We start from the raw sequence: 24,522 nt of genomic DNA, 5'->3' as shown, positions 1-24,522 counted from the left end.
TTGACAAAGGGTTTTGTGAGTACTTATGAGTATTAAGTCAGACAAATGGATTCGCCGGATGGCTGAGCAGGGCATGATTTCGCCTTTTGAACCGGGCCAAATTCGTGAGCGTGATGGTAACCGTATTATCTCTTATGGCACATCAAGCTACGGCTATGATGTTCGCTGCTCAACTGAGTTTAAGATTTTTACCAATATCAACTCGGCGATTGTGGATCCGAAAAACTTCGACGCCAATAGTTTCGTCGATGTGAATTCTGATGTTTGTATCATTCCACCAAACTCTTTTGCGCTGGCACGTACGGTCGAGACTTTCCGCATTCCACGTAATGTTTTGACGGTGTGCTTAGGTAAGTCCACCTATGCTCGCTGCGGCATCATTGTTAATGTCACGCCACTAGAGCCTGAATGGGAAGGGCAAGTGACATTAGAATTTTCTAATACCACGCCATTACCAGCAAAAATTTATGCCAACGAAGGTGTGGCACAAATGTTGTTTTTTGAATCTGACGAAGTTTGTGATACGTCTTATGCAGATCGGGGTGGTAAATACCAAGGTCAGAGCGGCGTAACGTTACCAAGATCTTGAGCAATATAGGGATGCTGATGCCAAGGTTATCAATCCCTGTTATTGCTGGTTTAGCCGTTTTATTGTCGGCTTGTGAGGCGCCATCTCCTGATATATCGCAGTGGCGGCATAGTAAGAGTAGTTATGCCGCTGAGTTTTCAAACGATGGTCAATTGCTATTGTCAGGCAGCACCAATACGGCTGCGCGCCTATGGGATACAACCACTAACCAAATCAAATACGATTGGCAAAATAATGCAGATAATAGTATTGGCACACAAGCTGTTGCTTTTTCTGCGGATGCAAAACGTGCGGCAACCGTCGAATATGACAAAGTCTTGGTTTGGGATATTGATTCTGGGAAGCCCCTTAACCGTTTAGCATTTCCAATGCGTGTTAACGACATTGATTTGTCACCCGAAGGCGATTTTTTATTGATTGCCTTGGCGAATCATACAGCCATTTATTTTGATATCGCTGCTAACCAAGTTCGACAGATATTTGTTCACGATGGCAGCCCAATCAACTCTGAAATTAATCAACCAGTTAATACGGTAAGTTTTTCTCCTGATGGGAAGCTCGCACTAACAGGTGGTGACGACTTCATGGCACGTCTGTGGAACATTGAAACCGGCGAGCAGCTCCATAGTTGGAAACATCATAATCGCGTTAACTTAGTCAAATTCGAGCCGCAAGGTCGTTTTGTTATTACTGCAGGTGATACTGACCAAACCCATTTGTGGGCTATGCCTAATGGTGATTTACAAGCAAGCCTTCGCACCTCGCCGTGGCCTAAAGAATGGCCACTACCAAATTTCCCAATCTTCGATTACACCACAACCGCAGTTAACTTTTCCGCCGACGGCACTTTACTGATCACGGGGCATAGTAACGAGCGCGTGTGTATTTGGCGTTTGCCAAACGGTGATAAACAACAATGCTGGAAAGTCGCCAGGCAAAATGAATTGAGTCCAGGCATCATTATCCAAGCGGTCAGCTTTAGAAATAACGATAATTCGGTATTGGCGATTGGTGGTGATGGTTATGCCCAACAGTGGCCATGGCGGTAACGTATATGTATAAACTGGTTTTTTATGTTCCCGAAACCCACAAAGAGCGTGTCAAAAAAGCCATTTTTGATGCGGGCGCGGGGCAATTTAATGGTTATGATAGCTGTAGCTGGGAAACACTAGGCACAGGTCAATTTCGTCCACTTGACGGTAGTCAGCCGTTTATTGGTCAACAAGGTGAAATTGAACAAGTTAACGAATATCGTGTCGAAGTGATTTGCCCTGATGACATTTTAAAACCAGTTATCACGGCATTGTTACTTGCACACCCCTATGAAGTGCCTGCTTATGAATGCTGGCCGATTAAAACAATTGAGGATTTACGATAAATGAACGCCCCGTTGGTGCCGCAGACGATTCGCTTAGCTGATTATCAACCACCTGCTTATTTGGTTGATAACGTCACGTTGCACTTTGCTTTAGATCCTGCAAAAACCATTGTCAGTAGCAAACTGATGATGCGTCGTAATCCTGAAGGTCAGGGTGGGGAATTAAAGCTAGATGGTGAGCAGTTAAAATTATTGTCGATCAAATTAGATGGTGATACGCTGGGTGCAAACCAGTATCAACGCTCTGATAATCAGCTGATGCTGCCTAAAGTCCCTGAGCAATTTACGCTGGAAATTGAAACTGAAATTTACCCTGATCAAAACACTGCGTTAGAAGGCTTGTATCACTCGGGCTCGATTTTATGCACGCAGTGTGAAGCCGAAGGTTTTCGTCGGATTACTTATTACCCAGATCGTCCTGATGTGATGTCAGTGTTTACCGTCACGATTGAGGCTGACAAAGCGAGTTGGCCAAATTTGTTATCAAACGGTAATCAGCAAGCGGCTGGCGAAGCGGCTGATGGCCGTCATTGGGTGCAATGGCATGATCCACATCCAAAACCAGCTTATCTGTTTGCTTTGGTTGCTGGTGACTTGTATTGCCAGGAAGATAGCTTTACCACGCAAAGTGGTCGCGAGGTCAAACTGCAGATTTTTGTTGATCCTGAAAATCACCATAAGTGTGACCATGCTTTAACGTCACTAAAACAATCGATGCGTTGGGATGAAGAAGCTTACGGCCGTGAGTATGATTTAGATGTCTTTATGATCGTAGCCGTTAACGATTTCAATATGGGCGCGATGGAAAACAAAGGCCTGAATATTTTCAATGCCGCCTGCGTTTTAGCCAGTCCAGAAACGGCTACAGATGCTGATTTCTATACCATTCAAAGTATTGTCGGTCATGAGTACTTTCACAACTGGTCTGGTAATCGTGTTACCTGTCGCGACTGGTTCCAGTTAAGCCTGAAAGAAGGCTTTACTGTTATGCGGGATCAGTCATTCAGTGCTGATCTCAATTCTGCTGCAGTACAACGTATCGATGATGTCGATATGTTACGTCGTATGCAGTTTGCAGAAGATGCTGGTCCAATGGCACATCCTGTCCGTCCCGACAGTTATATCGAGATCAGTAACTTCTATACCGTAACGATTTACGAGAAGGGCGCCGAAGTCGTCAGAATGTTAAAAACATTGGCTGGTGATGAAGGCTTCCGTAAAGGCACTGATCTTTACTTTGACCGTCATGATGGTCAAGCAGTGACAACCGATGATTTTGTTGCTGCTATTGAAGATGCTAATAAACTTGATTTAAGCCAATTCAAACGTTGGTACTCACAAGCTGGTACACCGACACTTTCAGTCGAAAGTAACTATGATGCAGCAGCGAAAACTTTCAGTGTGACCTTGTCTCAAACTTGCCCTTCAACGCCAGGCCAGACTGAAAAATTACCGTTTATGATGCCGGTGGCAGTTGGTCTTATTGGTCAATCAGGACAAAGTCTGGCACTTCAATTACAAGGCGAAACAAACGCCTCGGATGCAGAAACGCGAGTTCTGTTATTAACCGAAGCTAGCCAAACATTTACGTTTATCAATGTCGATGAGCTGCCATATTTGTCGGTGCTTCGTGGGTTTTCGGCGCCAGTTAAATTAAATCAGCCTCGAGATAATGCTGAACTTGCATTTATGATGGCCAAAGACGCTGACAGCTTTAACCGTTGGGATGCCGGTCAGACGTTATTTATCAACGTCATGTTAGCCATGGTTGCTGATTATCAATCGGGTAAATCGCTTGAAGTGCCAGACTTGTTAATTGAACAATTACGGGCAGTTCTAAAACAAGTGGAACAAGATCCGGCGCTAACGGCACGAATGTTGTCGTTACCAACTGAAAACTATTTAGCGGCGCAAATGGATGTCGCTAATGTTGATGCGATTCATGCCGTGCACCAGCAGGTAGAGCTTGCGATTGCAAAAGCATTAAAAGCGCAATTTGAAGCCATATATCAACAGCTTAATGTGAAACGAGAGTATCGCTTTGCGGCTGAGGATATGGCGCAGCGTAGTTTGAAAAATATTTGTCTGTCATATCTGATGGCAACCAAAGATCCAATGCAGACACAACGTTGTCTTAAGCAAATGAAGCAAGCAGACAACATGACTGATTTGTTGGCAGGTTTACGGCAAATGGTGGATGTTGACGGCTCTGAACGCCAACAGGCATTACAATCGTTTTACCATCAGTGGCAACATGACCGCCAAGTGGTTGATAAATGGCTCACGGTTCAAGTTTTATCAACCTTGCCGGGTACACTGCATCGTGTAAAAGGCTTGTTGCAACACGAAGCGTTTAGCATCAAAAACCCGAATAATGTGCGTGCCGTGATTGGCCAATTCTGTCGTAATAACCCATCACAGTTTCATGCTAAAGATGGCAGTGGTTACAAATTCTTAGCTGAGCAAATTCTGATCTTGGATAAGCTCAACCCACAGGTTGCTGCACGTCAGTTAGGTGCATTTAACTCATGGCGTCAATACGATGAAGCACGCCAGGAAAAAATGCGCTCAGCATTACAGTCGATCGCAAAACAACCCGATCTGTCTTCTGATGTGTTTGAAATCGTTAACAAATATCTTGCGAGTTAATCATGGCGTTTTCATTACACAAGCAGTTAGCTAATGACACTATTGAGGTTGGTGATCTGCCGCTTTGCCAGATTTTGCTGATGAATGATGCGCGATTCCCATGGTTAATTCTGGTGCCGCGTCGTGAACAAATGAGTGAAATGTTTGATTTGTCGATGAAAGATCAGCAACTGCTATTACAAGAAACCTCATTTGTCGCCGAGCGCCTAAAAGACCTTACCGGTGCCGATAAAATGAATATGGCAGCTTTGGGTAACCAAGTGCCACAGCTACATGTGCATGTGATTGCAAGATTTAAGGATGATCCAGCTTGGCCTGCGCCAGTGTGGGGAAATGGCAAAGCGGTTGCCTATCCTGAAAAGGAAAAACAAAAAGCGATAGCAGATTTACAGGATTTATTTGCAGGTTTTCTGGTGAGTGGACAGAAAGTTAACATTTAGCATGCAAGTTGGCCGTGATCAGGCCATGCGTTATTACCGAGGCGAAGCATTATCGGTACGTGTGGTCACAGATAGCGGTCAATCAATCCAGTTTCCCGCATCCCATATCAGAAGATTTATTGGTCAGCATGGTATCAGTGGTCGTTTTCAAATCCTGATTGATACTAATAACAAGCTCAAATCAATCGAGCGTATTGGTTAAGGTTTGGCATTTTTTTCACGCTTGATTAGCGCAAGTTCACTGCCTGATACGATGTCATGCCAGCTCAATTTATCGGCACTAAACCACTGCCAAGCAAAGCCTAACCCGGCGGGCAGCCAAGAAAAAATCGACACGACAAAACGTAATCCAGCTTGTTGCCAATTAATGCCGGTTTGATTGCCACTTATCAAATAGACCTGCCATGCGCGCATGCCTAAAGTTTGGCCGCCATGGGTCCAAAACCAGCCATAGAATACAAAGGCAACGCCGAGTAGATAGATAAAAAAGAACGGATTGCGCGCACCAATTGCTTCACCACCATTAAAAGCGACAGCAATACCAGCAGCCACCATTAGCGCGGATAACAGCAGTAATGAGTCATATAGCAAGATGCCAAGCAGGCGAAGCGGGCTAGGGCGTTGAATAGTTGAAGCAGTGATTGACATAGTGGCTCAATTTTATTGGGCTAAAAATGGCCTATAAAGTATCATATTCGGTTTCGTTTTCTGTGAATCGGGTTTCAAATGTTGCATCTGATCGGCCAATCGGCTTTTTCTGCGTTTCGTATCGAGAAATTACTGCGTGGATTGCGCGCTGAATTACCTGATATCACTGGGGTACGCAGCGAATATCGTTATTTTGCTGAGATTGAAAATGACGGCCAATTGTCAGCATCAGATTTAACGACATTACAAACATTGTTGGTTGCTGAGAGTAAAGATTCTGTCGCAGCTAGTGATGAAACACTGTTACTTGTCACGCCGCGTCCGGGCACAATTTCACCATGGTCAAGTAAAGCGACTGATATCGTCCATAACAGTGGCCTTGTCGATGTTAAGCGTGTTGAGCGTGGTATTGCTTTCTTTGTGCAAACCAAACATGCGATTAACGCAGAACAAAAACAGCTAATCGCCGCTAAGCTACATGACCGCATGATTGAGTCGGTTTTTGACGATGTGGATGATGCTGAACAATTGTTTATGCATACAGCGCCGAGACCATTGTTATCTGTAGATATTTTGGGCGGTGGCCGCCAAGCATTAGTAAATGCCAACATTGATATGGGTTTGGCACTGGCTGATGATGAAATTGATTATTTGTTTGATAACTTTTCAGCATTAAATCGTAACCCGAACGATATCGAGCTAATGATGTTTGCCCAAGCAAACTCAGAGCACTGTCGCCATAAGATTTTCCGTGCTGATTGGGTCATTGATGGTAAGCCGCAAGAACGCAGCTTGTTTGACATGATTCGTTACACACATGAACAACATCCAGAGGGTGTTGTTAAAGCTTATAACGATAACTCATCAGTTATCGAAGGCCCTCGTAGCCATCGTTTTCAGGTCAATATGGCCGACAACCATTACTGCTATGAAGGTGAAGTCCAACATATTCTGATGAAGGTGGAAACCCACAACCACCCAACCGCTATTTCACCATTCCCGGGCGCAGCAACGGGGGCCGGTGGTGAGATTCGTGACGAAGGTGCAACTGGTCGTGGCTCTAAACCAAAAGCCGGTATGACTGGTTTCACCGTTTCAAACTTACATATCCCGGGCTTTGAACAGCCTTGGGAAATCCCATACGGTAAACCTGCTCGTATGGCTTCTGCATTACAAATCATGATTGATGGCCCACTTGGTGGTGCTGCGTTTAATAATGAGTTTGGTCGTCCAAACCTGTGTGGTTATTTCCGTACATACGAAGCCAATGTGCCATCTGATAGTGGTTTTGAAGTGCGTGGTTACCACAAACCAATCATGGTTGCCGGTGGAATGGGCACCATCCGTCCACAACACGTTGAAAAACATCTGATGAAACCTGGCACGCAATTAATCGTGCTGGGTGGCCCTGCAATGTTAATTGGTCTCGGCGGTGGTGCAGCATCATCTGTCGCCTCTGGTACTAGTGAAGAAGGTTTAGACTTTGCGTCAGTTCAGCGTGGCAACCCTGAAATGGAACGTCGTTGTCAGGAGGTTATTGACCGTTGTGTGGCGTTAGATGACAAAAACCCGATTGTCTCCATCCATGACGTTGGTGCCGGTGGTTTGTCGAATGCCTTCCCAGAATTAGTCGATGACAGTGGTCGTGGTGGTAAATTCGAACTACGTGTCATTCCAAATGATGAGCCGGGCATGTCACCAATGGAAATTTGGTGTAATGAATCGCAAGAACGTTATGTTTTAGGTGTTAGCCCAGACGATGTTGAAGTGTTTCAGGCTATCTGTGAGCGTGAACGTTGCCCATGGGCGATTGTGGGTGAAACGACAGATGAACAACACCTAATGTTAGGTGATGCGGTATTTGAAAATAATCCTATCGATATGCCGTTGTCATTGCTGTTAGGTAAGCCGCCTAAAATGCTGCGTGATGTTAAACATCACAGCAAGCCAAAGCCAGAATTGGAACTAGATGGCATCACTGTACCAATGGCGTTGGAGCGTGTTCTAAAATTACCAACAGTCGGTAGCAAAAGTTTCCTAATCACCATTGGTGACCGCAGTATTACTGGCCTGGTTGCACGTGATCAGATGGTTGGTCCATGGCAGGTACCGGTAGCTGACTGCGCCGTGACTTTGGCAGATCACCACGGTTTATTGGGTGAAGCAATGTCGATGGGCGAACGTACACCATTAGCCGTTATTGATGCACCTGCATCAGGCCGTATGGCGATTGGTGAGGCGCTAACGAATATTGCTGCTGCTGATATTGCTAAACTGGGTGATATTAAGATGTCAGCAAACTGGATGGCTGCTTGTGGTCATGGTGGTGAAGATGCATTGCTATATGACACTGTCAAAGCAGTGGGTATGGAATTATGCCCACAGTTAGGCATTGCTATACCAGTTGGTAAAGATTCTTTATCAATGAAGACTGTGTGGCAGGAAGAGGGCGAAACTAAAGCCGTTACATCGCCACTGTCATTGATTATCAGTGCCTTTGCACCTGTGACTGATGCCAGCAAAACCTTAACACCGCAATTACGCACAGACTTAGGTGACACCAAATTAATTTATATCGATTTAGGACACGGCCATAACCGTTTAGCCGCTTCGGCATTGGCACAGGTTTATCAACAAACAGGCCATAGAGGTCCAGATGTTGATGATGCCAAAACATTGAAAAATTTCTTTGCGGCCATGCAAGTCTTGAAACAGGACAGTTTACTGCTTGCCTATCATGATCGCAGTGATGGTGGTCTGGCGACCACCTTGTGTGAAATGGCATTTGCAGGCCACTGTGGTTTAGATATTGAGTTGAATGGCTTGGGTGATGCCTTACCGGTCTTGTTTAACGAAGAGTTAGGTGCGGTCATACAGGTTCGTGCTGAGCATCAAGACACTGTTTTGGAAGTTCTGGCCCAATTTGCGCTAGATAAGCACAGCCATCTAATTGGCGCGCCTAGTGAGTCACAAGATATTGCAATTCAGGTTAACGGCCAAAGCGTATTGAAGCAGAAACGTGCGACATTACAACGTTTCTGGACTGAAACCAGCTATCGCATGCAAGCACTGCGTGATAACCCAGATTGTGCTGAGCAAGAGTTCGCCACCTTAAATGATGAAAATGATCCGGGTCTCTTTGCCAAGCTGAGTTTTGATATCAGCGAGCAAGTTGCCGCACCATTTATTGTCGGCGGTCACCGGCCGAAGATTGCTATTTTGCGTGAGCAAGGTGTTAACGGTCAGTTAGAAATGGCTGCAGCATTTGATCATGCTGGATTCACGGCAATTGACGTTCACATGAGTGATATTGTCGAAGGTCGTATTACACTGGCCGACTTTAAAGGCTTAGTTGCCTGTGGTGGTTTCTCATACGGTGACGTACTGGGCGCTGGTCGTGGTTGGGCAAGTACCGTGTTGTTTAATGCCCGTGCTCGTGATGAGTTTGCTGCCTTTTTCAACCGCGAAGATACTTTTGCATTAGGTGTCTGTAATGGTTGTCAAATGCTGTCACAACTAACCGAGCTGATTCCAGGTAGTGAACATTGGCCACGCTTTAACCGTAACTTGTCTGAGCAGTTTGAAGCACGTTTTTCACTGGTTGAAGTCACTGATTCACCATCAATCTTATTACAAGGTATGGCGGGTTCAATCATGCCGATTGCGGTTGCTCATGGTGAAGGTCGTGTCGATTTCACGGCAAATGGCGACGCTGAAAAAGCACTAATGGCGTTACGTTTTGTTGATCACTATGGTCAAAGTACCGAAGCTTATCCATTTAATCCAAATGGTTCTGCAGCAGGCCAAACAGGTTTTACCACAACCGATGGTCGCGTCACAATCATGATGCCGCATCCGGAGCGTGTTATTCGCAGTGTTCAGCACTCATGGCATCCAGATAACTGGGGTAAAGATTCACCTTGGTTACGTTTATTCCACAATGCACGACGCTGGGTTGGATAATGTCGCGACTGCCTCAGCTGATTTCTAGCAGGGGCGTTGCCGTCTGGCAGCCAAGGCAAGTTATTTTCTTGTTTTGGCTGTTAGGCTTTTTCTTAATTTCAAATATTGCCGCTGCTGCGACGCCAGCAGATACCCAAGATTTGTCAGGTGCAGATTGGCAATATTTTTGGGGTGATGTCGATATTGATGATCCCAAATTACAAAATCCTGAAAACTGGCAGCCTATTGCCTTCCCAGCCTCACCTCCTGACCGAAACGGCCAAAGTTACGTTTGGTTTCGGACAACACTGCCGGAAGGCCATTATCACAATCCAGTTTTTTACGTTACCAGCATCGATCTCACGGTTGCTGCTTATATAGACGGCGAAAAAATTTACCAGTTTGGAGAGGTCACAGCCGATAAGTCACCATCTTTTAAAGGCTGGCCATGGCACGCCATTCCATTACCAGACGAACTTGCTGGTAAAACTCTATCGTTAAAAATCTTTTCAGATTACACCGATATCGGTATGTGGGGCGATATCTGGATAATCGATAAAAGTATGCTACAGCTTCACTTGTTACGTGGTGGTGTTGATGACCTCATTATTGCGGCATTTAGCGTCCTATTAGCGTTAATGGCACTGTTATTTGCCTGCATGCGTCAAAATAGCCAAGACTTTATGTATCTAGGTTTATTTGCACTGGCTACAGCAGGCACGATTATCGGTGAAGCATTATCAGCGCAACTCGTTTTTAACGCACCACTGCTAAAACGCTATATCGCTGCGTTTAGTTATTTTGCCATGCCTATCTTTCTCGCCATGTTATTAAGTCATTGGTGTCAGGCGCGGGAGCGACAGTGGTTTTTATCGCTTGCTTGGATGCATGGGATCTACTGGATCGTGGCTTTGACCTTATCGTTAATGCAGGTCGCCAATCTTGCCGTTTTTTACCCAATATTTGACTTGTTGCTGCTATTTTCGGCAACGGTGATGTTATTGATTGTTCGTCGCCAATTTTCATTGTTAAGTCGCGAACAGAAGTTAGTGATGCTGGCTTTTGTATTGTTAGCCGTGTTTTTGCTGGTTGATATGTTGATTGCCCATAGTGTTGTGCCGTGGATTGATTTTCCAATGGAGTTGGGCGCGTTATTGTTCACGATGATTGTGGCTTCGGTGTCATTACATCACTACAAACAAATGCAGGATAAACTGCATGAGATGAACCAAATGCTTGAGCGCCGCGTTACGGAACGAACCGAAAGCTTACAGGCATATGCAGACCGAGAAATTGAACGGTCACAACAATTAGCCCAGATGAACAAATATAGTCTGGAATTAGAAGAACTGATAAGTGCACTCCAAACCAGTGTTGATTTACATGAAGCAGGATTAATGGTTTGTGAGCGATTGCCAAAAATTTTGGCGCCACGTGAAATACGCGTAGACCTAGTTTCTCCAAACTTGGTTACTGTTGACCCGACGGTCACACGTTACTTTATTGATGTTGAAGATATTCAGGGTCAAATCACGCCATTTATTTATATCGACTGCTTAGAACGTAATAAAACTGATAACGAAGAAACAAAACAACTGATGGATCAATTTGGCCGTCGTGTTGTTGAAAGGCTGCAGATCACCTTAAGTAGTATTAAGCTGCGTGAAAGCCTACAAATCATGTCATTTGAAGATGCGTTAACAGGCTTGAAAAACCGTCGCTACTTTGATGAAGCATTACAGCGGGAACAACAAATCGCATTACGAAGCGATTCGCCATTGGCATTACTTATCTGTGATATTGATCACTTCAAACGCTTTAATGACTTGCATGGTCATGATGCGGGCGATATGGCACTTAGAACCGTGGCGAATATCATGTTAGAGCACTTCCGTGAAACCGATATTCCATGCCGGTTCGGTGGTGAGGAGTTTGTTGTCTTAATGCCCGGCGCGTCACCGGAGGATGCATTAAATCGTGCTGAAGCGTTATTAACCAAAGTGGCTGATAAAAAAATCAGTTATCAAGGAAAGGTGTTAGATGCCATCACCGTATCAATTGGTATTGCCAGCCTGCAAGGTCAAACTACAGAAATAAACAGTTTATTGCTCGCCGCCGATAAAGCCTTATACCGTGCCAAACAAAATGGACGAAATCAGGTTATTGTCAGTAATGATCTTGATACCCCAAATCAACTTCACGCTTAGCTACATTGCATACGAAGTAGTCTTTTTCTCTAAATTTACTGGGCAAATATCATACATTTCTCAGTCAAATCTACCTTAACAGCCACGCTGTGAATTGTTACGTTGAACCTTGTCATTTAGAGACAGGTCTCACAAACATGAAAATAATATCTGTACTAACCTTTGCCATATCTGTTGGTTTAACAGCGAATATCGCATTAGCGTCAGAAAAGCATCTTGGTAAAACCCTAGTCATGGATTTCGAAATAACAGGTGATAGCTCTGTAACAGGGGATAAGGAAGACAATATAGCTAAGATAAATACTTTTAGTAGCGACCTAAGGGAACAGCTGCAAGATGACACACGATTTGATGTGATTAATGACGATAAAGCGCTTGCAGAAATTGGTGCATTACAATCAGAACAAAAAATCCAAAATTGTAATGGTTGTGAGATATCAATTGCTGATGAATACAATGCAAACTGGGTGATGACGCCATATGTCTTTAGGATGAGTCATTTAATTTCAACCCTGCATATTGAAATTAAAGATGTTGAGACAGGGCAATTAGTAAAGAAAAAAGCCTTTGATTTTCGCGGTAATACAAATAAAGCCTGGCAGCGTGCTGTTCAATACGCTGTGCGTGATTTGAAAGATTGGCAACCGTAATTATCAGTTGGCGCTATTAGCTTGATGACTTCCAGACTATAATGAATGGACATAACGTCAAGGTTTAGACTTAGTGCAACCTGATATAAAAACTCATATTTTCAATCCGCTACCAGCTGAAGTTGATCTATTACTCGATGCGTTTTTTGCCGTTGCCGAGGATAGTACTATCCGATATGCCAGCAAAGGTGCTGAGCAGGTTCTGGGTTACACAGCAGAAGAACTGATTGGCCGAAAAATGCTGGAATTTGTGCATCCAGACGACAAAGATAAAACTTTTCAAAGTATCAAAGACGTTATGCAAACGCATGCGGTAATGAACTTCGATAATCGTTATATTCGCAAAGATGGTCAAATCGTGCATTTGATGTGGTCAACCAGTTGGTCAGAAGCGCATCAATTACGTTTAGGTGTCGCTCGGGATATCAGCCGTATTAAGTGCGCAGAAGCGATGCAACAAACGCTATTAGCGGTGTCTGAGGTCATTCATAGCCAGTCACAATTGGATGAGATTTACCTGCCACTTCGAAATATTCTTAGTGACTTTATTCCCGGCCTAGATTTCTGTGTGGCTGTTTACGAAACACAAGGCTTAAAAGTGATTTTCACCAGTGATAGCAACTGGCAGCCGAGTGAAAGTGTATTACTTGGTTTGAATGATGATCCGTTATCAACGAGCATCGAGGTTTCAAAACCTTTATCCGTTGGCGACAAAGAGCTTGGTAGAGTCTCATTTAAAACGCCGTTATTGGCAAACCTTGAAGTTAATCAAGAGTCATTACTGACCTTTGTCGCTAGCCAATTAAGTTATGCGTTAGAAAGACAACAAATGTTGGCCCGACTTCAGTACATGGCCTTGTATGACGGATTAACCGACCTGCCAAACCGCCAGCTATTACACGATCGACTATTACAAGCGTTAACGCTAGCACGTCGCGAAGAACATAATGTTGCCATCTTATATTTAGATTTAGATGGATTTAAACAGGCGAATGATCAGTATGGTCATAGCGTTGGTGATGCCTTACTACGAGAAGTGGCAATACGCATTTGTAGCTGTGTGAGAAGTGCTGACACCGTTGTTCGTTTTGGTGGCGATGAATTTGTTGTTCTGCTGGCTGGTATTGAGAACCGCCTCCAGTCTTGGAGTGTTGCCGAAAAAATTAGGCTTGCATTAAGTCACCCGTATTATTGGCATGATGACGTCATTGAGATGTCGGCGAGTATTGGTGTCGCAATGTATCCCGAGCAGGGGACTAATGCTGAATCATTAATTCGCGCCGCTGATGAAGCAATGTACAGGGCAAAAAACAGTGGCAAAAACTGCGTACGTTAATACTCAGCAATAAGACTTATGGCAAAACTAACGTTACAAATCATTACCCGACAATGGGATAAATCCCAATTATCAGAAGAAGCCCAACAACTCAGATCGCAACTACCAAATGGTTATCAGCTTCGTGAAAAGCCAACATTTGTTGATACTGAAAATGACATTATTATTGATCATCATGGCGATGATTTATTAGGTAACCGGCTTCAATTCCAGCTGATTAATAATTTTTTATTAATTGACCGTTTTCGTTTTGACTTACAAACCGGAAAAGTTGAATTTAAAACCACTTTAAAGGCGGCAATTGAGCCACAATTATTGGTCGAAATGCAAAAGGGCTGGTATCAATTTCAGTATGACTGGCGATATCGCGTAGAACATGAGGGATATGTGTTCTGGCTTTATGAAAATGTCACAATAAATGCCGCGTTTGAGAGTGAAAATGCGGCTGAGATATTTGTGGAAACAGCGCCGGAAAAGCAGTTCTTATCTTTAATTTCGCTTAATGAAAAAACTAACTCAGTTTAGTCAGTAAACTGACGTTTTAATAAAACATATAAAGCGCCGCTACCACCATCTTCAATCGTCGCACTACAAAATGCTAAAACAGCATCACTTTGCCGAAGCCAGTGATTTACTTTGCTTTTCAAAACGGGGCGATTGTCGCGTGAGCCCCAGCCTTTGCCATGAATTACCCTGACACAGCGAATTTGTTGTTGTTGGCATTGTTCAAGAAACACAGAAAGGATGGGTTCGGCTTTCTCTGCCGTCATACCATGTAAATCCAGTTCAGCATCTATGTGAACTTTGCCGCTACGTAGCTTGGCAAATTGTTTGTGTTGAATCCCGGGACGACGAAATTCAAGCACCTCTTCATTACCCACAACGTTGTCAGCAAACATATCCGAAAACGCGGAAAGTGGTTCTGCTTCTGATTCAATTTTTCTTTTGCGAACAACAGCTTTGGGTAATTCACGACTGGGTGTCACCCGAGGATCTTGTCGCAACGGTTCAGCGTCACGCATTTCTTGCCGAAACAAAGCAAACTCGTCATCTTCAGGGGATTTATCGCGAGACATGTGGATTAAAACCAATCGAATTTATTGCTGACATTGTGCCAGAGTGCTAGGTGAAATTGGACTTGTATCCCATCTTCATTTTGATTTACGATGAAAAAACACTTGTCGGGGTGCCCACTGTTTTTCAGATGTGGCTGAGATGAAACCCGTTGAACCTGAAGAGGTTAAGACCTCCGTAGGAAACAAGCCGGTGTACCGGTATAGTTAATGTCTGACTGTAGCCGCCGTGTATGCTTTATTCTTGTTCGCTGACGCGCAACGTTTTCATTTCCCCGACTTTTTTATTCAATCGAGGGGAAACGTATGTCAGCCAATCCAAAAATTATCGATATTAGCGAACGGAGTGGTATTAGTACTGCGCCATTAGCCGGCAGTGAAAAAGTCTATGTCCGAGGCAGTCGTGATGATATTCGTGTTCCTTTTCGCGAAATCAAACTGACCGACACACCTAATCGTGATCCACAATTACCGGGTACTCCAAACGAACCTGTGCTGGTTTACGATACGTCAGGTATCTATACCGACCCTAACGCTGAAATCAACATCGAACAAGGTTTACCACCGATTCGCGCAGCTTGGATCGATTCGCGCGGTGATACCGAAACCTTAAGTGAATTCACATCAAAATACACCCGTGAACAAGATGAGCAGCAGTTTGATATTCCGCTGTTTGCGCATCGTCGTTTACCTCGTCGTGCTAAACCCGGCCAAAACGTAAGCCAAATGCATTACGCTCGTCAGGGCATTATTACTCCTGAAATGGAATACATTGCTATTCGTGAAAGCATGGGTCGTGCAACCATGGAAGCGGAAGGCAAATTACCGGAAGGTGCTGCCAATCACATCACGGCTGACTTTGTTCGTAAAGAAGTTGCCGAAGGTCGTGCAATTATTCCTGCCAACATCAACCATCCAGAAGCGGAGCCAATGATTATTGGTCGTAACTTCTTGGTCAAAATCAACGCCAATATCGGTAACTCTGCCACCACATCTTCGATTGAAGAAGAAGTCGAGAAAATGGTTTGGAGCACCCGTTGGGGTGGCGACACAGTTATGGATCTGTCGACAGGAAAACATATTCACCAAACCCGTGAATGGATCATCCGTAATTCGCCAGTGCCAATTGGTACGGTACCGTTGTATCAAGCACTGGAGAAAGTAAACGGTATTGCCGAAGACTTAAGCTGGGAAGTTTTCCGTGACACGCTGATTGAACAAGCAGAGCAGGGTGTTGATTACTTTACGATTCATGCAGGTGTTCGTTTAGCCCATATTCCACTGTCAGTTGATCGGGTAACGGGTATCGTTTCGCGAGGTGGGTCGATCATGGCAGCATGGTGTTTAGCGCATCACCAAGAAAGCTTTCTGTACACGCACTTTGAAGAAATTTGCGAAATCATGAAAGCCTATGACGTGTCTTTCTCATTAGGCGATGGCTTACGTCCTGGTTGTCAGGCTGATGCCAACGATGCTGCGCAGTTTGCGGAATTACGCACTCTAGGTGAATTGACCGATATCGCTTGGAAACATGATGTACAGGTCATGATTGAAGGCCCGGGTCACGTGCCAATGCACAAGATCAAAGAAAACATGGACCTGCAATTAGAGGTCTGTAAAGAAGCACCTTTCTACACTTTAGGTCCATTAGTAACAGATATCGCGCCTGGTTATGACCACATTACCTCGGGTATTGGTGCAGCCATGATTGGTTGGTTTGGTACGGCGATGTTGTGTTATGTCACACCAAAAGAGCACTTAGGTCTGCCAAATAAAGACGACGTTAAGACAGGTATCATTACCTACAAAATCGCGGCGCATGCGGCAGATTTGGCTAAAGGTCACCCGGGTGCTCAAATCCGTGACGATGCGATTTCAAAAGCACGCTTTGAGTTCCGTTGGGAAGATCAATTCAATCTGGGCCTTGATCCAGATACCGCTCGTGAATTCCATGATGAAACGTTGCCGCAGCCGAAAGCCAAAGTTGCTCACTTTTGCTCTATGTGTGGCCCGAAATTCTGTTCAATGAAGATCTCTCACGATGTGAAAGAAGCGTTTGCTGAGAAGTCAGAGGAATTCAAAGCGGGCGGTAGTAAGATTTATCAGCAAGTCTAAGCGCTGAAATCTTCAAGCATGAACATTCTGATTGTTGGTAGTGGATTAGTGGGGCGATTGGCAGCTTGGCGTTTGCTGGCTGCCGGTCATGAAGTCACGATTCTCTCCAGTGATGATATGACCGGTACCGATAGTGCCGGTTATATTGCTGCATCAATGATTGCACCATTTACTGAAGCTGTGACGGATAGCAAAACGCTACGAGATCAGGGCTTACAGAGTTTGTCATTATGGCGTCATTGGTTAGCGGAATTAACAACTCCGGTGTTTTTCCCCCAATGCGGCACCATGGTTGTGGCTCACAGCGGTGATCAGAGTGAATTACAACGTTATCGGCTACGTGCAGAACATATTCTTGAACCCGGTGATTTCCAGCGGTTAGACAAGGACACGGTTGCACAATATTCACCGGCATTGGCGGAGAGTTTTAATGAAGCCTTATGGTTTGAGCATGAGGCGTGTTTAGACAATCGGCAGTTGTTTAAAGCCATCGGTGAAATGCTGCAGAAACAAGCTGAGTGGCATCAAATTCCACCGCTGACACAGATGGATGAGAAGTCACTTGATAAGGTTTGTAGAGAGGCTCTACATAAACCTTTTTCAGCTTTTGATATGACCTTAGATTGCCGTGGCAATGGAAGTCGACAAGATATCGCTGATCTTAGAAGTGTTCGCGGCGAGGTTTTACGTGTGCATGCGCCTGAAGTTGATATCGCACATTGTGTGCGGTTACTGCATCCACGTTATCCCATCTACTTGGCACCCAGACCCAATAATGAATATGTGATTGGTGCGACGGTGATTGAGTCAGCAGATCGAAGTGATATCAGTGTGCGTAGTGCAATGGAATTATTGTCTGCGCTTTACACCATTGATAAAGGCTTTGCTGAGGCTAGAGTATTAGAGATGCGTGCTCATTGCCGTCCAGCACTCCCAGATCACCTGCCAAGTATTCGAACAACATCTTGGGGATATCAGATTAATGGTTTTTACCGCCACGGTTTCTTATTAGGCCCGTATATGGTCTCGGAGCTAATGACGATGATCACCGAAAAACAGGATATGGCTGCTTATGCCAACTGAAATCAATATCACGTTAAATGACGAGCAAATGTCATCGTATTCAGAACAAAGTTTATCTGAACTGCTCACGTCTAAAGGCCTTAACAAAGGTCGCTTTGTCGCGGTGGTCAACGATACGGTGATCCCGAAAACAGCTTTGTCAGAATGCCTAATTAATGATGGGGACCGTATCGATATATTGTCACCCATTAGCGGAGGTTAATGATGCAAACCAATCAATGGCAAGTCTATGGGCAGACACTAAATAGTCGCTTATTTATTGGTACGGCTTTGTATCCGTCCCCAAAAGTCATGTGTGATGCTATTCAGGCTTCAGGTGCTGAGGTCATCACTGTTTCGCTTCGTCGGCAAACAGCTAGTGATAGTCAAAACGGTCAACAGTTTTGGCAAATGATTGAAGACTTAGGGTGTCATTTATTACCGAATACAGCCGGTTGCTACAGTGCTGCGGAAGCAGTAAAAACGGCAAGAATGGCTCGCGAATTATTTGAGACGGATTGGGTAAAGTTAGAAGTTTTAGGTGATAGTTTCAATTTACAGCCCGATCCCTTTGCTTTACTGGAAGCTACGGAAACCTTGATTAAAGAAGGATTCAAAGTTTTTCCCTATTGCACTGATGATCTTGTGCTTTGCCAAAAACTGGCAGATTTGGGCTGTGAGGTCTTAATGCCGTGGGGCGCTCCAATTGGCACCGGACAGGGGTTGTTAAACCCATATGCATTAACTGTATTACGTGAGCGTTTACCGGAAATGAATTTATTGGTAGATGCCGGTATAGGTAAACCTTCAGATGCGGTGATGGCAATGGAGTTAGGTTTCGATGGGATTTTATTAAACACCGCGGTTGCTGAAGCATTATCACCAGAAGTAATGGCCCAAGCTTTTAAAGAGGCCATTCATGCTGGTCGTCTAGCCTATGAAGCAGGCATTATGCCCAAACGCTTACAAGCCAAACCAAGTACGCCAACATTAGACCAACCGATTTGGCAGCAAGGTTAATGTTGTGACAGGTGACAATACAATAACGAAGCAAGCAGTTTTATTAATCGGTGGCTTAGATCCCCAAGGCGCTGCTGGGCTAACCGCAGATATCCAAACAGTGAGTCAGCTTGGTTTACATCCAGTGCCGTTGGTGACGTGTTTAACAGAGCAAACATCGCAAGGTTTGATATCGCTTAACGCTTTATCTGCTGATGACTTTACAGAGCAACTTAAATGTTGTGTTGCTGACTTTGAGATCGCTGCTATCAAAATCGGTTTATTGCCTAATCACGAAATCGTCGCCGTGATTGCAAAGTGGTTATCGGGTAAATCAATACCGGTAGTTTTAGATCCCGTATTAACTGCAAGTAGTGGTGGGCATGGTGTTAACGAACAAGTCATTGATGCGATTAGTAAACAGTTATTGCCACTAGTAACGTTGTTAACGCCGAATAAGCCAGAGTTAATTAAGTTATCTGGTGAAACATCTGATCAAGTTGCTGTGTATAAACTGTCTAACAGTGGACTAGCTGCTTGCTTAGTCAAAGGCGGACATGATTCTGAAGAATCATGCAGTGATTTTTTTCAAGACAAGGACGAACAGTTTTATATCACTACAGACCGCTATGAATACGTAGTGAGGGGGACGGGTTGTGTCTTGGCGTCGGCCATTGCCAGTCATTTAGCTTTAGGGCATTCACTGCGTGATGCCACTGTATTGGGACGTACTTATCTAAATCAAAGCTATCAAAATGCAAAAGTGATTGGCCCTTATCATGTGCTTTCGCATCAACCGTTACAATTAAGCCGTAACTTATTGCCGCGCATTGATATGAGCGTTGCGGGTATTCACCAAACCGCGATTAAATTTCCAAACTGTCCTGAGCTTGGTATTTACCCAGTGGTTGATTCAGCCGAGTGGGTTGAGAAATGTTTGAAAACGGGTATTCGTACCGTACAACTGCGTGTTAAAAGTGAAGACCAAACGCTGATAACAGCGCAAATCCAGAGAGCCGTTTCAATAGCGCATAAATATCCAGAGAGTCGTTTGTTTATTAACGATCATTGGCAGGCTGCAATTCAGGCTGGTGCTTATGGTGTGCATCTTGGTCAAGAAGACTTACATGAAGCAGATATCACAGAGATTGCTAAAGCCGATATCAGACTAGGCGTTTCAACGCATTCGTATTGGGAATTAGCGCGGGCACTGACGATAAATCCGAGTTATTTAGCCTTGGGGCCTGTCTATGCAACAGACAGTAAACAGATGCCTTGGCAACCGCAAGGCCATCAACGAGTAAGAGAGTGGCTGACTATCGTTGAAGATATTCCGTTAGTGGCTATCGGTGGCATAGATGTGCCTAGAGCAGAATCGATTAAAACAACCGGTGTTGGCAGTGTTGCAATGATTTCTGCAATTACTAAGGCCGATGACTATGAAACCGTATGTCGTGATTTATTAAACTTATGGCCAGAAGAGGTCAACCTAAGTTTGCAGAACGCTGTGTAAAGAATACTGATGTAGTTTTTGTCGACCATTAAGCGGGCCAATCTCTAATAGGAAAGTACAACCAGCAACATCGCCACCTAATGCTTCAACCAATTGGCAGCTAGCCAATGCCGTACCACCGGTGGCAAGTACATCATCAACAATAAGAATACGGTCACCGGATTGAATGGCATCTCGGTGGACTTCTAATGCTGCACTGCCATATTCCAGTTCGTAATCAACACTATGTGTATCGTGCGGTAATTTGCCGGGTTTACGTAATGGAATAAAGCCAACATTGAGCGCTTGTGCTGCAAGCGCACCAAAAACAAAACCACGGGCTTCCATACCGGCAACAGCAGTTACAGGATGATCCTGAAAAGGAAGAATGAGCGCATTAACCGCTAAACGCATAGCTTCGGGATTTCGAAGTAGTGGTGTGATGTCTTTAAAGATAATGCCTTCGGATGGAAAATCTGGAATATCACGAATATGCGCGGTTAATGTTTCCAAAGGACTCTCCTGCTTATTGAGGTTAATGGCGACTGACCGTTATTATAGCGATAGTTTTTTGAACCCTGCATAAGCAGGGTTTTTCTTGGTTAGGGAGTGTTGATCTCTGTGCGTACTGTCTGGCAAAAAATTCTGTTATTGGCTTTGGTGCTTACTCTATCTGGTTGCTTTAGTTTCGGTGGCGGAGAGGCTGATGAATACGCTTCGCAACCCAGGCTATATATCATCGAAGCTGATAGAGGAAATGTAGCGCCGCAGTTTGCGCAAGACCGTGTCTTATTAATCAAACCTATTCGGGTTGCCCCCTATTATCGTCAGGCGACAATCATGTTTCGTGTTGGCGAAAATCAATATGAACCACAACCGCCTCATGAGTTGTTAACCAATCCTCAGCCAATGTTTACTGCGCAAATGGAGCGCTGGTTAGCCAAAAGCGGGTTATTTAGTAAGGTCGTAACTGATCCAAATGAACCGCATGATTTAGTTTTAGAAAGTGCCTTAACCAAATTATATGGTGATGCGCGTCCCGCACATTCGCCAACTGCCGTGGTCGAAATGCAGTTTTTCCTAAGTCCTGCTGGCGTCGATGCTGACAGTAAGATGTTGTTTCAAACCGGTTTCAGGGTAGATGCAGACATCGATGAAACCCGTCCATCAGAAGTTGTAACCGGTTGGAAAAATGGTCTTGAAGAGATTCTCGCCACGCTGGAGATTGATTTAAGCGATTATTTTGCAAAAGCTGGGTCACCCTAGCCATTTCCTTAGTCGTGCAGTAATTCGGCAAGAGTGGTAATATTCATTCTTTTGTAACAATCATCCGCGACCCCATTTTTTAGGAAGAAAACTGAATGTCTGAGATTGCGCTGGAACTTGACTCGATTGGCATCGAGGAGGAGATGAAGCAGTCCTACCTCGATTATGCGATGAGCGTAATTGTCGGTCGGGCGCTACCAGATGTACGTGACGGTCTGAAACCAGTACATCGTCGTGTTTTGTATGCCATGCGAGAACTCGGCAACAACTGGAATGCCCCCTATAAAAAATCGGCGCGTATTGTCGGTGACGTTATCGGTAAATATCACCCACACGGTGATACAGCTGTTTACGACACGATGGTTCGTATGGCGCAACCATTCTCGATGCGCTACATGCTGGTGGATGGTCAAGGTAACTTTGGTTCGGTGGATGGTGATCCGCCGGCGGCCATGCGTTATACCGAAGTGCGGATGGCGAAAATTGCCCATGAAATGCTGGCGGATCTTGATAAAGAGACTGTTGATTTCATCCCTAACTACGATGAATCAGAATCAGAGCCAGCAGTCTTACCGACAAAAATTCCTGCACTGTTAGTTAACGGTTCTTCAGGTATTGCGGTCGGTATGGCAACGAATATCCCGCCTCATAACCTGACTGAAATTCTCAATGCCTGTATTGCGATGATCGATAAGCCAGACATTGATGTTGCAGGTTTGATGGAATATGTACCGGGCCCAGACTTTCCAACAGCTGCTATTATCAACGGTGCGCGCGGTATTGCTGAGGCATACCAAACAGGTCGTGGTCGTGTTTACATGCGTGCTCGCGCTGATATTGAAACCAATGATGCAACAGGTCAACAAAGCATTGTTGTTAACGAATTGCCATATCAGGTTAATAAAGCGCGTCTGTTAGAAAAAATTGCTGAGCTGGTTAAAGAGAAGAAAATCGAAGGTATTTCAGCCCTCCGTGATGAGTCTGACAAAGACGGCATGCGGATGGTTATCGTTTTAAAACGTGGTGAAGTACCCGAAGTTATTCTTAATAATCTTTACCAACAAACGCAATTGCAAACCGTGTTTGGTATCAACATGGTGGCTATTGTTGATGGTCAGCCACGTACACTCAACCTGCAACAAGTATTACAAGCATTTATTCGTCATCGCCGTGAAGTCGTAACGCGCCGTTCGATCTTTGAACTACGCAAAGCACGTGAGCGTGCCCACATTTTAGAAGGCTTGGCGACGGCATTAGCTAATATTGATGAAGTTATCGAACTCATCAAAGCCTCTCCAAACCCAGCTGAAGCAAAAGAAAGCCTAGTTTCTCGCGGCTGGCGTAGCGAAATGATTCTGGAAATGCTCGGCGCTGCTGGTGCTGAAGCATCACGCCCAGAAGATTTGGCATCAGAGTTTGGGTTAGTCGATGGTCAATATTACTTATCACCTGTGCAAGCACAGGCGATTTTGGATATGCGTCTGCATCGTCTGACAGGCCTTGAGCAAGACAAAATCTTGCAAGAATATCGTGAAGTATTAGATCAAATTGCAGAGTTATTAGCGATTCTGAGTGATGCCGATAATTTGATGGCGGTTATCCGTCAGGAATTGGTGGCTATCAACGAAGAATATGGTGATGAACGTCGCACTGAAATTCTTGATGCACATTTAGATCTCACTTTAGAAGATCTTATCTGTGAAGAAGAGATGGTCGTTACTTTGTCTCATGCTGGTTACGCGAAAACCACACAGCTTGATACATATCAGGCGCAACGTCGTGGTGGTAAGGGTAAAGCCGCAACCTCCATGAAAGATGAAGATTTCGTTGAGCATCTCTTCATTGCCAATACGCATGACACGCTGCTGTGTTTCTCAAGCGCCGGTAAAGTGTATTGGAAAAAAGTGTATGAATTACCTCAAGGTGGTCGTACTGCACGTGGTAAACCAATCGTTAACTTGTTGCCATTAGAAGAGGGTGAACGGATCAACGCGGTATTACCAATTCGTGAATTTGAAGCCGATAAATTTATCTTTATGGCAACAGCAAGCGGTACGGTTAAGAAAACGCCTTTAGTAGATTACTCGCGTCCACGTGCTAACGGTATCATCGCTGTTGATCTCAAAGAAGACGATGTACTGGTTGATGTGGCACTGACTGATGGTCAATCTGATGTCATGTTGTTTAGCACCAACGGTAAAGTTATCCGATTCCCCGAAACCGATGTCCGTTCAATGGGCCGTGTCTCGCGCGGTGTTCGTGGTATGCGGTTAACTGACGGTGAGAAGATCATTTCTTTGATCATTGCCCGTCCTGAAGGTCCAATCTTGACGGCAACCGAGTTTGGTTACGGTAAACGTACCAATCTTGAAGAGTACCGTGTTCAAGGCCGTGGTGGTCAGGGCATTATCTCAATCCAAACCTCTGCTCGTAATGGTCAAGTTGTTGGTGCAGTCCAGGTTGATGATGAAGATCAAATCATGTTGATTACCAATGGCGGTACCTTGGTAAGAACCCCAGTTAAAGATGTGTCATTGGTAGGCCGTAATACCCAGGGTGTAAGACTGATAAACCTCACCAAAGATGAAAAATTGGTGGGTGTAGAACGCGTCATCGAAGACGAAGATAGTGATGCTGTTGACTCAGCAGATGTTGAAGATTTAGCAGAAGAGTAAG

General features: G+C 44.6%; 21 protein-coding genes and 1 riboswitch. Of the genes, 18 read left to right on the top strand and 3 right to left on the bottom strand.

The window, feature by feature from the left end; translation table 11 throughout:
* Positions 1 to 25: 25 nt before the first annotated feature.
* Genes dcd through OMP94_RS03545 form a run of 6 tightly spaced genes read left to right on the top strand, consistent with a single transcriptional unit; the run spans position 26 to position 5,258 of the window.
* A complete protein-coding gene (gene dcd, locus OMP94_RS03570; RefSeq protein ID WP_266276090.1) occupies positions 26 to 589 on the top strand; it encodes a dCTP deaminase in 564 nt (187 codons plus the stop codon).
* Positions 590 to 606: 17 nt separating this feature from the next.
* Positions 607 to 1,638 carry a WD40 repeat domain-containing protein gene (locus OMP94_RS03565; RefSeq protein ID WP_266276088.1) on the top strand — a complete coding sequence of 344 codons (1,032 nt, stop codon included), beginning with the start codon at positions 607 to 609 and terminating at the stop codon, positions 1,636 to 1,638.
* Between the two features lie 5 nt (positions 1,639 to 1,643).
* On the top strand, positions 1,644 to 1,967 hold the full coding sequence (locus OMP94_RS03560) for an NGG1p interacting factor NIF3 (protein ID WP_266276086.1): 324 nt from the start codon (positions 1,644 to 1,646) through the stop codon (positions 1,965 to 1,967).
* Positions 1,968 to 4,616, top strand: coding sequence for an aminopeptidase N (gene pepN, locus OMP94_RS03555; RefSeq protein ID WP_266276084.1), 2,649 nt, complete (start codon positions 1,968 to 1,970; stop codon positions 4,614 to 4,616).
* Positions 4,617 to 4,618: 2 nt separating this feature from the next.
* A complete protein-coding gene (locus OMP94_RS03550) occupies positions 4,619 to 5,056 on the top strand; it encodes an HIT domain-containing protein (RefSeq protein ID WP_266276082.1) in 438 nt (145 codons plus the stop codon).
* Positions 5,034 to 5,258: a DUF2835 domain-containing protein gene (locus OMP94_RS03545; RefSeq protein ID WP_266276080.1), complete on the top strand. Its 225-nt coding sequence runs from the start codon at positions 5,034 to 5,036 to the stop codon at positions 5,256 to 5,258. Before OMP94_RS03550 ends, OMP94_RS03545 begins: the two co-directional genes overlap by 23 nt.
* Here OMP94_RS03545 and OMP94_RS03540 read toward each other — a convergent pair.
* Positions 5,255 to 5,704, bottom strand: coding sequence for an RDD family protein (locus OMP94_RS03540; protein ID WP_266276078.1), 450 nt, complete (start codon positions 5,702 to 5,704; stop codon positions 5,255 to 5,257). The two genes, OMP94_RS03545 and OMP94_RS03540, sit on opposite strands and share 4 nt — an antisense overlap.
* A gap of 78 nt (positions 5,705 to 5,782) precedes the next feature.
* On the opposite strand from OMP94_RS03540, the gene purL reads away from it, so the two are divergent.
* The 5 genes from purL to OMP94_RS03515 all read left to right on the top strand — a co-directional run bounded on the left by purL (position 5,783) and on the right by OMP94_RS03515 (position 14,364).
* Complete coding sequence (gene purL / locus OMP94_RS03535; protein ID WP_266276076.1) at positions 5,783 to 9,667, top strand: phosphoribosylformylglycinamidine synthase; 3,885 nt, start codon at positions 5,783 to 5,785, stop codon at positions 9,665 to 9,667.
* Positions 9,667 to 11,853 (top strand): GGDEF domain-containing protein, encoded by a 2,187-nt coding sequence (locus OMP94_RS03530; RefSeq protein ID WP_266276074.1) that lies wholly within the window; start codon positions 9,667 to 9,669, stop codon positions 11,851 to 11,853. Before purL ends, OMP94_RS03530 begins: the two co-directional genes overlap by 1 nt.
* Before the next feature lie 137 nt (positions 11,854 to 11,990).
* The gene (locus OMP94_RS03525) at positions 11,991 to 12,503 is read left to right on the top strand and encodes a DUF3280 domain-containing protein (RefSeq protein ID WP_266276072.1); all 513 of its coding nucleotides are present in this window, start codon (positions 11,991 to 11,993) and stop codon (positions 12,501 to 12,503) included.
* Positions 12,504 to 12,576: 73 nt separating this feature from the next.
* Entirely contained in the window at positions 12,577 to 13,839 is a 1,263-nt protein-coding gene (locus OMP94_RS03520; protein ID WP_266276070.1) for a bifunctional diguanylate cyclase/phosphodiesterase, read from the top strand.
* Positions 13,840 to 13,857: 18 nt separating this feature from the next.
* Positions 13,858 to 14,364: a hypothetical protein gene (locus OMP94_RS03515; protein ID WP_266276068.1), complete on the top strand. Its 507-nt coding sequence runs from the start codon at positions 13,858 to 13,860 to the stop codon at positions 14,362 to 14,364.
* Here OMP94_RS03515 and OMP94_RS03510 read toward each other — a convergent pair.
* A complete protein-coding gene (locus OMP94_RS03510; RefSeq protein WP_266276066.1) occupies positions 14,361 to 14,915 on the bottom strand; it encodes a Smr/MutS family protein in 555 nt (184 codons plus the stop codon). The two genes, OMP94_RS03515 and OMP94_RS03510, sit on opposite strands and share 4 nt — an antisense overlap.
* 96 nt (positions 14,916 to 15,011) lie before the next feature.
* A riboswitch (TPP riboswitch) is annotated at positions 15,012 to 15,114 on the top strand.
* A gap of 104 nt (positions 15,115 to 15,218) precedes the next feature.
* Between OMP94_RS03510 and thiC the strand changes: the two genes are divergently transcribed.
* From thiC to thiE, 5 genes are read left to right on the top strand one after another with little or no spacing between them, the layout of a single operon-like run.
* Positions 15,219 to 17,027 (top strand): phosphomethylpyrimidine synthase ThiC, encoded by a 1,809-nt coding sequence (thiC, locus tag OMP94_RS03505; protein WP_266276064.1) that lies wholly within the window; start codon positions 15,219 to 15,221, stop codon positions 17,025 to 17,027.
* Between the two features lie 18 nt (positions 17,028 to 17,045).
* On the top strand, positions 17,046 to 18,110 hold the full coding sequence (locus OMP94_RS03500; protein WP_266276062.1) for an FAD-dependent oxidoreductase: 1,065 nt from the start codon (positions 17,046 to 17,048) through the stop codon (positions 18,108 to 18,110).
* A complete protein-coding gene (thiS, locus tag OMP94_RS03495) occupies positions 18,100 to 18,312 on the top strand; it encodes a sulfur carrier protein ThiS (RefSeq protein WP_266276060.1) in 213 nt (70 codons plus the stop codon). The genes OMP94_RS03500 and thiS overlap by 11 nt, the downstream gene beginning before the upstream one ends.
* A 2-nt stretch (positions 18,313 to 18,314) precedes the next feature.
* A complete protein-coding gene (locus OMP94_RS03490) occupies positions 18,315 to 19,109 on the top strand; it encodes a thiazole synthase (RefSeq protein ID WP_266276446.1) in 795 nt (264 codons plus the stop codon).
* 4 nt (positions 19,110 to 19,113) lie between these two features.
* Positions 19,114 to 20,601: a thiamine phosphate synthase gene (gene thiE / locus OMP94_RS03485; protein ID WP_266276058.1), complete on the top strand. Its 1,488-nt coding sequence runs from the start codon at positions 19,114 to 19,116 to the stop codon at positions 20,599 to 20,601.
* Here the strand turns inward: thiE and OMP94_RS03480 are convergent.
* The gene (locus OMP94_RS03480) at positions 20,578 to 21,093 is read right to left on the bottom strand and encodes an adenine phosphoribosyltransferase (RefSeq protein WP_266276056.1); all 516 of its coding nucleotides are present in this window, start codon (positions 21,091 to 21,093) and stop codon (positions 20,578 to 20,580) included. The two genes, thiE and OMP94_RS03480, sit on opposite strands and share 24 nt — an antisense overlap.
* Positions 21,094 to 21,201: 108 nt before the next feature.
* Between OMP94_RS03480 and OMP94_RS03475 the strand changes: the two genes are divergently transcribed.
* Both OMP94_RS03475 and gyrA read left to right on the top strand, forming a co-directional pair.
* Positions 21,202 to 21,846 (top strand): ABC-type transport auxiliary lipoprotein family protein, encoded by a 645-nt coding sequence (locus OMP94_RS03475; protein WP_266276054.1) that lies wholly within the window; start codon positions 21,202 to 21,204, stop codon positions 21,844 to 21,846.
* 95 nt (positions 21,847 to 21,941) lie between these two features.
* Entirely contained in the window at positions 21,942 to 24,521 is a 2,580-nt protein-coding gene (gene gyrA, locus OMP94_RS03470; RefSeq protein ID WP_266276052.1) for a DNA gyrase subunit A, read from the top strand.
* Position 24,522 lies beyond the last annotated feature (1 nt).

It is taken from the genome of Methylophaga sp. OBS3, assembly GCF_026319325.1.
In the GTDB taxonomy this organism is placed as follows: Bacteria; Pseudomonadota; Gammaproteobacteria; order Nitrosococcales; family Methylophagaceae; genus Methylophaga.
The sequence above is the reverse complement of the archived record's forward strand: the minus strand, read 5'-3'. Positions and strand labels throughout refer to the sequence as shown.